Origin of the sequence: Paraburkholderia lebeckiae (genome assembly GCF_014201005.1) — a bacterium.
GTDB lineage: Bacteria > Pseudomonadota > Gammaproteobacteria > Burkholderiales > Burkholderiaceae > Paraburkholderia > Paraburkholderia tuberum.
Genome location: NZ_JACHDK010000012.1, coordinates 155005 through 165422 on the forward strand (window position 1 = coordinate 155005; position 10418 = coordinate 165422).

At 61.2% G+C, this 10418-nt stretch carries 14 protein-coding genes; 3 read left to right on the plus strand and 11 right to left on the minus strand.

The annotated features are described in order from the left end of the window. Positions 1–174 precede the first annotated feature (174 nt). The 4 genes from HDG39_RS22755 to HDG39_RS22770 all read right to left on the minus strand — a co-directional run bounded on the left by HDG39_RS22755 (position 175) and on the right by HDG39_RS22770 (position 3799). Positions 175–756: a carboxymuconolactone decarboxylase family protein gene (locus HDG39_RS22755; protein ID WP_184008822.1), complete on the minus strand. Its 582-nt coding sequence runs from the start codon at positions 754–756 to the stop codon at positions 175–177. Between the two features lie 222 nt (positions 757–978). Further along, a complete protein-coding gene (locus tag HDG39_RS22760; RefSeq protein ID WP_184008824.1) occupies positions 979–1767 on the minus strand; it encodes an alpha/beta fold hydrolase in 789 nt (262 codons plus the stop codon). Between the two features lie 582 nt (positions 1768–2349). After that, entirely contained in the window at positions 2350–3321 is a 972-nt protein-coding gene (locus HDG39_RS22765) for an AraC family transcriptional regulator (RefSeq protein WP_018418539.1), read from the minus strand. A gap of 22 nt (positions 3322–3343) precedes the next feature. Then, positions 3344–3799: a P-loop nucleotide/nucleoside kinase family protein gene (locus HDG39_RS22770; protein WP_184008826.1), complete on the minus strand. Its 456-nt coding sequence runs from the start codon at positions 3797–3799 to the stop codon at positions 3344–3346. 239 nt (positions 3800–4038) lie between these two features. On the opposite strand from HDG39_RS22770, the gene HDG39_RS22775 reads away from it, so the two are divergent. Together HDG39_RS22775 and HDG39_RS22780 are read left to right on the plus strand one after the other, a co-directional pair. Continuing rightward, complete coding sequence (locus HDG39_RS22775; protein ID WP_184008828.1) at positions 4039–4323, plus strand: hypothetical protein; 285 nt, start codon at positions 4039–4041, stop codon at positions 4321–4323. A 30-nt stretch (positions 4324–4353) separates the two neighbouring features. After that, the gene (locus HDG39_RS22780; RefSeq protein WP_184008830.1) at positions 4354–4761 is read left to right on the plus strand and encodes a GFA family protein; all 408 of its coding nucleotides are present in this window, start codon (positions 4354–4356) and stop codon (positions 4759–4761) included. Between the two features lie 9 nt (positions 4762–4770). On the opposite strand, the gene HDG39_RS22785 is transcribed toward HDG39_RS22780, so the two are convergent. From HDG39_RS22785 to HDG39_RS35660, 3 genes are all read right to left on the minus strand, one after another. Further along, the gene (locus HDG39_RS22785; RefSeq protein WP_260328190.1) at positions 4771–5175 is read right to left on the minus strand and encodes a GFA family protein; all 405 of its coding nucleotides are present in this window, start codon (positions 5173–5175) and stop codon (positions 4771–4773) included. 132 nt (positions 5176–5307) lie between these two features. After that, positions 5308–5370 (minus strand): high-potential iron-sulfur protein, encoded by a 63-nt coding sequence (locus HDG39_RS35880; protein WP_409259201.1) that lies wholly within the window; start codon positions 5368–5370, stop codon positions 5308–5310. Further along, positions 5342–5572 (minus strand): cation transporter, encoded by a 231-nt coding sequence (locus HDG39_RS35660; protein ID WP_409259196.1) that lies wholly within the window; start codon positions 5570–5572, stop codon positions 5342–5344. Before HDG39_RS35660 ends, HDG39_RS35880 begins: the two co-directional genes overlap by 29 nt. Before the next feature lie 46 nt (positions 5573–5618). Here HDG39_RS35660 and HDG39_RS22800 point away from each other — a divergent pair, with 46 nt between their 5' ends. Continuing rightward, positions 5619–6029 carry a MerR family transcriptional regulator gene (locus HDG39_RS22800; RefSeq protein ID WP_184008832.1) on the plus strand — a complete coding sequence of 137 codons (411 nt, stop codon included), beginning with the start codon at positions 5619–5621 and terminating at the stop codon, positions 6027–6029. 629 nt (positions 6030–6658) lie between these two features. On the opposite strand, the gene HDG39_RS22805 is transcribed toward HDG39_RS22800, so the two are convergent. The 4 genes from HDG39_RS22805 to HDG39_RS22820 all read right to left on the minus strand — a co-directional run. Continuing rightward, complete coding sequence (locus tag HDG39_RS22805; protein WP_018418295.1) at positions 6659–7363, minus strand: GntR family transcriptional regulator; 705 nt, start codon at positions 7361–7363, stop codon at positions 6659–6661. Positions 7364–7553: 190 nt separating this feature from the next. Then, the gene (locus tag HDG39_RS22810; RefSeq protein ID WP_260328191.1) at positions 7554–8231 is read right to left on the minus strand and encodes a YjbE family putative metal transport protein; all 678 of its coding nucleotides are present in this window, start codon (positions 8229–8231) and stop codon (positions 7554–7556) included. Between the two features lie 65 nt (positions 8232–8296). Then, complete coding sequence (locus HDG39_RS22815; RefSeq protein ID WP_184008836.1) at positions 8297–9871, minus strand: hypothetical protein; 1575 nt, start codon at positions 9869–9871, stop codon at positions 8297–8299. A gap of 213 nt (positions 9872–10084) precedes the next feature. After that, positions 10085–10418 (minus strand): iron-containing redox enzyme family protein (locus HDG39_RS22820; RefSeq protein ID WP_184008838.1); only part of this gene is annotated, 334 nt, incomplete at its 5' end.

Consider the following 10418-nt stretch of genomic DNA (forward strand, 5'->3'; position numbering starts at 1 on the left):
CGGGCTCAACGTAACGTGAAAAGGAAATGGACTTGGCCTGATGAAATTAGCGCGATGCAGTGAGCTCAACCGTCCGATACACCGAACGACGTTCGTCGGTTGAGGCTCGATACGCTCGCGGATGCTTGTCCTGCTTACGATGCATTGACGCAATCGATCAGTTCGGTCAACGCATCACGTATCAAGAAGCGTGCGAGTCCCGTTGTTCAGGCCCTGATATGTACGCACTACGGGAAAGTCAATCTCCGTGTTTGCAACGACGTTGGCGTAGTTCGTCAAGACGCTCAGTGCGATGTGCACGACAATCTCGACGATCTGCGCATCAGTGTAGCCGGCCTCCTTGAGGACGCGCAGATCTTCGTCGGATACGCGGCCACGTTCGTGCGCGACCTTCGCGGCGAACTGCACGGCAGGGGCAGCCTTTGGTTCATTCGAGCCGCCATTTCGATTGGCGGACATTTCCGCATCGTCAAGCTTCGCCACGTTCTTTCCTAAATAGCTGTGCGCCGACATGCAATAGTCGCAGCCGTTGATTTCGGCGACGGCGAGAGCAATACGTTCGCCGGTTTGTACTGGAAGTGCGCCTTTTGCCAAGGCTCCGGCCAGACCGAGGTACCCCTCTAGCGCCGCGGGGCTGTTGGCTATCAGACGAAACAGATTCGGTACAACACCCAGTTTCTTGTTGACGGCCTCCAGGAAGGGCTGAGAAGCAGCTGGTGCATCTGCGATCGTGGCGGGTATCTGAAGACGGGACATATCGGTTCTGCCTTTTGAAAACACGAGAAATTGTCGAAGACAACGGACGCGTATGCTTCTATTGGAAAGAGCATCCCGGCACAGACCATCGAAGAGCGGCCTGCAGGACGGTGCGCGGAAGCCCGGATATCGCAGCCCTCTGCCCAGAGCAACACACTCGAAGGCAAAGCGCGGGATGACGAAGCCTCCCGCCTTCGCTTCCCCGGACCGACCGTAAGCCGCCTATTTCGCAGCGGCCTCGATCGCCTTTGCCAGACCGTCGGGATCGGTGAGGAACGGCGTATGACCGGTCGGCAGGGAGTACTCGGCTCTCACGGGGGTGGCGGCAACCATCTCGGCCTGGAACGAGGGGCTGATGACCTGGTCCATGGCTGTGTGGATATAGACCTTGTCGACCTGACCAAAGTTGGGGGAAGTCACGTGTACAGGCGTAGCCAGCGGGCCGACGGGTTCATCCAGGATCAGATCCGGGATTGCCTCGCGTAGTTTGTCAGGACCTCCATTGGCAAACAGATCGGCACGTGCCGGATATTCGATGGAGGCAATGCCCTTTTCCTTATCGATATGCAGGTGCGGGCCGATCTTGGCGTCGGCATCCTTACTGGCCATTGAAACGAGCGAGTCGCCGTCTTGCGGCAGGTAGGCAGCAACAAAGACCAAAGTCTTGATCTTCTTCGGTGCCGTTTCCGCGGCGTCGGCGATGACGATGCCGCCGAAGCTGTGACCGACCACGACGGCCGGGCGATGGGATTTGTTCAGCGCTGCGACCACGGTGTCGCGATAGAGGTCAAGGCTGACTTTGTCCGGTGTGGCTGGCGCGCCCGGACGCCCTGGCAGATCAACAGCCACCACCTTAAAGCCGTCGGTTTGAAGCCTGGATGTGACATAACCCCAGACCTGGGCGTCTTCGAAAGCGCCGTGGACCAGAACGATGGAGGGCTTTTCCGCAGCCATCGCACCGGTACCAAAGGCGAATGCTGACATGGCGAGAACAGCGAGGATGAGGTTCATCTACATTGCTTCCTTGAAGAGACATCGGTGCCGATGTCGTGAATTGAAACCTGCATTTGAAAGATCCGTGGGCATGCCTCGATCTCTCGATTCCGTTTAGGAATCCAGAACTCTATTATGTTGGGGCGGAACTGAACGGCACCAGATCGACGAACTGCCCGAGATCAGCCGACGTTACTTATGCATCGCGGCATGCCCGGCCTTCATGCCGCCTATACGACGGTGAAGCTAGCGGCTCCGCTCCAGCTTCCGATCCAGACGCATGACGGAAGCGTGGGTGCTGCAACGAGAAGTGTTATCGCAAACCGTCTGGGCTGCCTGAGCATGAGAGATCCGAGCCATAGTGCGTGAGAGCCTTTCCTCCTATTCAGATACCGGAGGACCTTGGCTATCCACTCTAAAGAATGTATTCGAGACTGACCATATCTCGGCGTCTGATTTGCATGATCCATCGTACGATCGACGCACTCGGACAAGCGAGCAGATCGGCGCCGCCTGGGGACCGACGCGATGCCATTGAAAGGAAACCGCCGCAATGACAGTTTCAACTGACGAATCAAGCCAACAGTGTAAAGAGGACTCTCAAGGGAGTTCCGCACTTCGCGCGACAAAGGCCCCGGTCTGTGCGATTCGATGCGCGTCACGCGGTGGATAGCCAAACTCCTCCTTGAAGGCGCGACTGAAGGCAGCCTCCGAACCATAGCCGGCACCGTGGGCCACTTCGGTCACCTTCAGGGTCCCTCCGCTTAGCAAGTCTGCTGCGATTGTCAATCTCCAGCGTGTCAGGTAACGCAACGGTGGAAGTCCCACCACCGCCGTGAAGCGATCCGAGAACGTCGATCGCGACATCATCGCCGTCTCGGCGAGGGCCGAGACCGTCCATGCACGGTCAGGTTCCAGATGCATTGCGTTCAACGCACGGCCTACGCGTTCGTCGCTAAGTCCGGACAGCCAGCCGAGCCGATCGCCTTGCTGGCTGACCCACATCCGCAAGGTGCGGATAACGAGTAGATCAATAAGCCGCGAGATCATCAGCGATGACCCTGGGCCGGCGCTACGCGATTCCACGTCAAGGAAATGCGAGATAGAGGCCAGCCAAGGGGGCTCGCTGACTTTGTCGCATGTCAGATGAATCAGACCGGGAAGCCCGGTGAGCAAAGAGCGTAACGGCGCCCCGTCAAAATAGAATGATCCTGCGAGAAAGGATCCTGCCATGCCGTCATCAGCCGCCCATTTGAACGTCTGAGCATCTCTGCTGGGGGTAAAGTCCACCGCCGCCTCGAAGCGTTGATGTGCTTTCCGGCCCGGCTTGCTTCGAATCGTATGTCCGTCCGCATGTGGCAAAAGAACGAAGTCGCCTGACCGCAGCGTCACGGAGGGGCCATTGCGTTGAGACACCGACAGTTCGCCGGCACGCAGATGCAAAAACGTTGCCGGCCCTGGCGGAAAAATCACTTCGGTGGAACTGCCCAGCTCGCCGTGGAAAACATGATCTCCGCGAAGGCGAATCAGCCTGAGTACCTGTGACAAGACATCGGCGTGCTCGGACGGCATGGGCTACTCCTCTGGGGCATATTCACAGGGCTGCGCCCATCAACGATGTATGCGAGGTCAAGAGACTGACGGTTGCCTCAGGGCCACCATCGTACCGTACCGGCAACTGAAAATCGGGGATATCGGCCTTTCGCTCCTCGACCCTATGCCGGTGCATTGCAGCATCCGAACAAACCAGCTCGATCTCGAAAATCTGCACACCTGCCTCGAACGCCACATTTCTCCAGGCGCTACGCGTAATTTGCAACGAATTGACCGAGTCCGCGACAACAGTCGACCCAAGCCGTAAGTTATCGCCGGCAACCGCATATGCGGCCAGATAGCCGACGGCCTCGATATCCGCTTGGCCGCTTTTGCACGCCTTGATTGCCTGTTCCAATTTATCTATGCGTAGATAAACGGCAGCGAGCTTGCGTGCGAGTGTTTGCGCTACCGTTGTCTTCCCGGTGCCCGGTAGTCCGCCGAAGGCGATCAACACGTTCTATGCTCCCTGATTAGTAGACGCAGACACATTGATCCCCGGAGACCCCAACGCAGAAAGCTTTCCCGCTGTTCGCTCTCAAACTATGTACTCCACGGGTATAGGTCCACAGGCACGGGTGAATGGCTTCCGGTGCTGGCAGGGCGGCTGTCATTTGCGAAAATACCTGTATGGATATACAGTATCCTACATGGTTTTTATGAGATAGCGAAAGGCACTTTTTTGGGGGCGGGTTCATGGACATGCGAGTGCGCAAGCCAGTCGGGCATCCGATGCCGGAGATCGCGGCGTTCGTGGCCGAACTGAAAGCGGTGTTCGGCGAGCCGGGCATCGACGAAGCGATTCGCCGCGGCAAGGCGGGCGAGCCGACGTTTCATGCGCGGGAAAACGGACGCTCGGCGGGGACGGCGGCGCCGGTTGCGGCGAACGTCTGGCGCGTGGATCGCGCGGTGCGCGACCGCCATTACTGCGAGGGTTGCGACGGCTCGTGCATTGGCAGCGCGAAGTCGTGCCGTCCATAATTGCCGCGTCCCTCAACGCCGGAGAATCCTATGTTGCGCACGTACCTCGGAAGTTGCCATTGCCAATTCGTGAAGTTCGAGGCTCGCATCGATTTCGACGAGGGCACGTCGAAGTGCAATTGCAGCTACTGCAGCAGGCTGCGATTCTGGCACGTGCAGGTTCGCCGGGAAGATTTTCGCCTTCTTTCGGATGAAGCCGCGCTGAGCGAATATCAGGGGCACAATGCGGTCGCGCATCACCCGTTCTGCAAACGCTGCGGGGTCCACGTATTCGATCGCATCGATATGCCAAACGGCACAGGGTATCCGTATATCAACGTGAACATCATGTGCCTCAATGAACTCGATCTCGATGCGGCGTTGAATGCGCCAGTCACCTATCGCGATGGGCTGCACGACGACTGGGGCAATCCGCCCGCGCAAACACGGCATCTTTGATTGCACCGGTCAGGGCGCTCTTCGCGGATGGTGGGGAATGTCAGGCTGGTGGGCATCCAGTTGATGGCGTTCGGACGCGAATTGAACGAACTCGGGCTTGAACCGCGCAGGATCATCGAGCGTGCCGGCATAGAGGGTCACGATGTCCGGCGCATGATGCGGCGTAGCGAATAGCAGGCTGCCGCAATGAGCGCAGAAGTTGCGCGTCGTGGGCATTCCGCTGCCGCCGATCTTCGTATAAGGCCTGACGTCGCCTTTGAACGAAAAGCCGGCGGCTCTCACTACGACGACCGGCAACCCCGCGGAACCTGAAGCGCGCTGACAATCACGGCAATGGCAGATCAGTTGCGCGAGTGAATCACCGCGAGCTTCGTATTGCACCGCGCCGCACAGGCAGCGCCCGAGCCAGGGCATCGACATCGATCTTCTCCGGTTCAAATGATCTCGCGGTTTGTTCGGGAGCCTAAGAATAGGTGCGGCGGACCGTAGCTTAGCAGAGCTCGAACGTCGTTCAGCTATCGCATCGAATCAGCGAGCGACCAGCGCTCAAACTCGTTGCGCATAGACGTTGCACCAGCCGTCAGCGGCAACGGATTTGCCGGGGAACATCGGGCACGGTCCTGAAGGCTCGCCCGCTGCGCCGGTATAGAGTCAGGCTTTCCTGGCCGTAGCTAACGTTGATGTCGGACACGCCTGGCAGCCGCTTCATCGCGTTCTCGATCTTCAATGCACAAGACGCGCAGTCCATGCCCCCGATGCGCAGTTTCAGCGGCAGAGAAGAGTTCACCGTTTCGACCTCGACACGTTTCATCACGGTGACTACGATAGACCCCGTAGCTACTACAAAGGTCAAGCAGATGGATGAATCCGCCACGCTTTCGATCGGCCAGCTCGCCCGCGCGACGGGTACAAAGGTCGAAACGATCCGCTTCTACGAAAAGAGCGGCCTGCTGCCCGCGCCAGCCAGGACGGAAGGAAATTACCGCACATACACAAGCGCGCATCTCGGCCGTGTGAGCTTCATCCGTCGCGCGCGAGACCTCGGTTTTTCGCTTGACCAGGTGCGCGAACTGCTCGAACTTGCCGACGACCGCACGCAGCCGTGCGGCGCGATCGACGCAATTGCGTCCGCGCACCGCGCCGAAATTGAACGGAAGATTCTCGACCTGCAGGCGCTGAAAGCGGAACTCGACAGCCTGATTGATCAGTGCAGCTGCAGCACGATAGCGGAGTGCCGGATCGTCGAGTCGCTGTCGCCCGCCGGGTGATTAATACGTTCACAACCCAGATCCTTCGTGCAGCGACGATGTATCCACCACCCGACTGCCAAACGATTGATGTTTGAAGCTCCGCAAATGACCGCCTGCACGATTTCCTCGCAACGCTGGCCGATCGCGATGGGAAACTACCGAGAGGAGCGGGTCCGACAACGTCGGGCGATGACAGATGGAACTGGGTTCATGTCACACACGGAGCAAGTAAGAGTGTCCATATAGCCAGTGACTCAAGCCGATTCGACGTATTACTCGACGTCACTGTCGCGAGGTCCATGTGCTTTGCACTCACAAAGCAATGCAGCGCTAGCGCGAGCGGACACGTATGCCGGTGCCTTTGCTGTAGGGGTCGGTGAGTCGGTGCGAGGAACGTACGAGCAGCGAGAACTTGTGTAGCGCTACCCATTCCGTCGATGAGATGGGGTGGTGCGGTGACCGCTGCATGGGACATTCTCGTCGAACTGCCGGAATGCTTTTGTAGTAGGGCCCTGGCCGGCAACTTACCGTCTGCCTTTCCGCGCTGAGCGCGAAAACTGCACAGTTACGGGAATATTCAAGCGAACGCTGGAGGCTCTATGCTTCGAGCAAACCGGTCGGCGAGCGCAAGCTGAATGGCCATCACACTACCTGGCGACGGCGTCCAGATAATGTTGGGCCGCACGCATGACGTGCCGCTCGGCGAGCAGCGCGGCAAGCGCCGCATCTCCAGACTGCACCGCGCGCAGAATCGCAGCGTGCTCTTCCCAGGTCAGCCGGATTTCGTCTTCGGTCGCGTTCATGAAAAGCCTGCGCGAGCGGTCCCGTAGCGTCCGCATCAGGTCGGCCAGCATGGTATTGGCGCCGGCTGCGTAGAGGAGATCGTGGAACCGGGCATTGAGGTCGAGCAGTTTTGCCGTGTCTCCGGAGGCCAGCTGCGCGTTGCCTTCGGCAAGCACTTCGGCCACCTTGCCGGCCAGTTCCGGCGTGCAATGCTCGGCTGCCAGCCGTGCGTTCAGACCTTCGAGCGTGGCTCGGATCTGAACCATCTCGCGAGCCGAAGCCGGATCGAGAGAGGCGACGACGGCGCCATGCCGCGGCCGTACATCGACAAGACCCTCGGCAGCGAGCGCGCGCAGCGCTTCGCGAACGGGAACGCGGGAGACGTTGAGTTCCTCCGCAAGCCGGCCTTCGATCAGGCGTGCGCCCGGCGCGTAGGCGCCCGACGTGATGGAGTCCCGGATTCGCGCAGTGACCAGTTCGGACAGCTGGCGGTGAAGGATGGGATTGGAGTTGGACGGCTCGCGCTGATCTGTCGCCGCTGTTGCTGGACTATCCGACTGTACGTTCATTGTGGTTCCACACTCGTCAATTCAGGCCAATGGCCCGACCCTGCAAGCTTGGACGGATTCTAACGTATTCGCGGTATTTCGTAGACAATGCACCGGCGCGCGCGTTGACATGCCGCAGCGCTTGAAGCGTGCGAGAGCCCTCTCAAGGAATGGATACCCGGCCAGCGCGCGCCGGCCGGGCACGGGACGCCTAGCCGGCGCGTGCGCCGCCGGCGGCCATCCGGCCCAGCAGCGGGACGAGCACGGCGGCCGCGATACAGGTGAGCGCGCCGGTGACCGCAGGACTGACGCCCGGCACCTGAGCCATCCACTCATACAGTGCGGCGCTGACCGACGGGTCCGCCATCAGCAGTTCGCCCGCAATCCAGCCGAGCAGCGCCGCGCCAATGTATACCAGGGACGGAACGCGATCGAGCAACGTCAGAATGAGCCGGCTGCCGAATGCGATGACCGGAGCGCCTATCGCCAGGCCGACGAAGACGATCACGAGCCGCGATCCTTCGGGAAGCGGCTGGGCTACGGCGGCGGTTGCCAGCGCGTTGTCGAGGCTCATCGCCAGATCGGCCCAGACGATCGCCATCACCGCCCGCCACAATGCCGCCGACGGATTGACCGAAGGTTCGTCCGCGGCAGGCCGGACGAGCTGCGTGCCGATCCAGATCAACAGCGCAGCCGCGATCACGTGCATGAACGGAATCGCCAGCAGCTTGCCGATGACGCCGATCAGCACGATACGCAACAGAATGCCCAGCGTGGTGCCCAGCAGGATCCCGAGACGCTGTTGCCGCGGCGGCAGCGAGCGGCAGGCCATCGCGATGGCGATCGCGTTGTCGCCGCCCAGCAGGACGTTGACGAACACGATCTGCAACGCGGCCCAGCCTTCCTGCGCGAGCGGCGCAGGAATCAGTGAATACGTCATGTTCGGCCGTCCGTTCAGCTGATCGCCACCGCGACGAGCGTGGCCGCGACGAGCCCGCAGACCACCGGCACGAACAGGGCTCGGACCGCATCCAGAACCGGCACGCGCGCGAAGCCCGTGACCGCGATCAGCGACGACCACGCGACCAGCGTGCCGCCGCCCGTCCACACCGCGCCCATCTGCCCGATCGCGGCCAGCGTGGCAGCCGGCATGTGCACCATCGGCGCGAGCGCGCCGGACAGCGAGCCGGTCAACGGAAGGCCGGCAAAACCGGAGCCGTCGATGCCGGTGATCATGCCCGTCACCAGCACGCCGAGCGACACGAGAATCGGGCTGTGCGGAATGAACTGGCTGCAGGCCTGAACCAGTTCGAACAACAGCGACGGAACATGCGCGCCGGACTCGATGCCGAGAATCGGACCGGCGGTACTGCTGTCGCCGACGAAAAAGAAACCGGCGATCGGCAGCACCGCGCCCATCGCCTTGAACGCGAACACGAAGCCGTCGATGATGTGCCCGGCCGTGCGGTCGAGAAAGCCTTTGCGGCCGTACGAGAGCGTCGTGAGCATCATCAGCACCGCGGCCATGCCGCCGATCAGCGAAGCCGCGTCGCCGCCGCGAATGACGGACGCGCCGACGAGCTCCGGCCGCGTCATGATGACCACCACCGCGAGGAAGGTGAGCGGCGTGACGATGGAGAACACCCGCGACCACATATCCCGCCGTTGCATTGGCACCGCGCTGCTCATGGCCGGCAGCGTCAGCGCCGCCGCGCCGCCGCCGGACATCGCGGGCAAGCCGTCTTCGGCGTCGGCATGCGTGCCGTTCGTGCCGCGCGCGAGTTCCGCCTTGGCGAAGCTGCCCTGATGGGCTGCCGGCTGATCGACCGGATCGATCTCGCCCGAGGATTCCCATTCCACCAGATTGCGCGCGCCGGGCGTCTTCACGTTCTTGCGCACCGTGAAGTACCAGCACAGTCCGAGCGCGACCGCGCCGGCCACCACGGACAGCAGAAGCGCCATATTGGCGACCGCCTGCATGTCGGCGCCCGCGGCCTTTGCGCTGATGCCGGGCGCGACCTTGATCACGTAGTCCGACGACAAGGCCATGCCCTGGCCGGCGACGGCAATGGCGACAGCCGCGCCGAGCGGCGAAAGGCCCGCGTAGATGGCGGCTGGAATCAGGATCGCGCCGACCAGCGGCACGGCCGGCGTCGGCCAGAAGAACAGCGAAATCAGATAGGTGATCACTGCGAGGATCAGGAAGGCCACGTGGCCGTTGACCATGATCTTCCTGAAGGGGCGCACCATTCGCACGTCGGCGCCGATTTCGCGCAGTCCGTTGAGCAGCGCGGTCATCAGCGCGATGACGAGGAAGATGTTGAACAGCTCGTGGGCGGCGGTCAGGCTGCCCATGAAGATGGCTTGCAGACCGGTGAGCACCTTGCCCGAAAAGGCAAACGCGACGGCGAAGGTCGCGATGATGGCGGGCACGACGACATTCGCGCGCCAGATCATCGTGGCGACGATGGCTATGACACCAACGAGATAACAGAAATGCGCCGGCGTGAGCGCGGTAAGCGGATGCATGGGGACCTCGGCTCAGATAGTGAAGTGTGCGATGAACACGGTTTCCTGGGATGGGCGGATGAGACGGCCCTTCAAGGAGGTCCTGATTCTCTGCAGCGCATTCGACTGCGAATTGCCGGGTGAGGAGGTCAATCCAGGCCCGCGGCGCCAGTCAGACGATTTATACCAGGACATAATTGGCTCAGGAATCGGGGTTCCAGGTTTTCGCTGCGCTCAGGCGGCGAGCCCCAGTTGGGGCAGCGGGATTTCCTTCTCGACGTAGTCGTAGTAGAGGGCGGTGGTGTAGAGCAGGCGCATCTGTGCGCCGATCTCGCAGATCTTCAGGCAGCGCTGCTGCAGCTCGACCGTGTTGGCGTTCTCCAGAACGATCTGGTAGCCGCGCTCGCCGTGAATCTCGTCGGAGACGATGTGCAGGTCGAAGAACTCGACCTCCTCGTCGGTGAAGCGGTACTTCTCGCGCAGCGTGGGGGTCTGCTTGCGGTAGATCGAGGGCACCTGCGATTCGAGGCCGACCACCAGCGCGGCGACCGCGACGACCGGGTCTTCG

Coding starts and splice junctions, on each gene's coding strand:
- HDG39_RS22775 (WP_184008828.1), top strand. CDS start 4,039: ATGGACATGCGAGTGCGCAAGCCAGTCGGGCATCCGATGCCGGAGATC.
- HDG39_RS22815 (WP_184008836.1), bottom strand. CDS start 9,871: ATGCATCCGCTTACCGCGCTCACGCCGGCGCATTTCTGTTATCTCGTT.
- HDG39_RS35660 (WP_409259196.1), bottom strand. CDS start 5,572: ATGAAACGTGTCGAGGTCGAAACGGTGAACTCTTCTCTGCCGCTGAAA.
- HDG39_RS22785 (WP_260328190.1), bottom strand. CDS start 5,175: ATGCCCTGGCTCGGGCGCTGCCTGTGCGGCGCGGTGCAATACGAAGCT.
- HDG39_RS22765 (WP_018418539.1), bottom strand. CDS start 3,321: ATGCCGTCCGAGCACGCCGATGTCTTGTCACAGGTACTCAGGCTGATT.
- HDG39_RS22780 (WP_184008830.1), top strand. CDS start 4,354: ATGTTGCGCACGTACCTCGGAAGTTGCCATTGCCAATTCGTGAAGTTC.
- HDG39_RS22800 (WP_184008832.1), top strand. CDS start 5,619: ATGGATGAATCCGCCACGCTTTCGATCGGCCAGCTCGCCCGCGCGACG.
- HDG39_RS22805 (WP_018418295.1), bottom strand. CDS start 7,363: ATGAACGTACAGTCGGATAGTCCAGCAACAGCGGCGACAGATCAGCGC.
- HDG39_RS22755 (WP_184008822.1), bottom strand. CDS start 756: ATGTCCCGTCTTCAGATACCCGCCACGATCGCAGATGCACCAGCTGCT.
- HDG39_RS22760 (WP_184008824.1), bottom strand. CDS start 1,767: ATGAACCTCATCCTCGCTGTTCTCGCCATGTCAGCATTCGCCTTTGGT.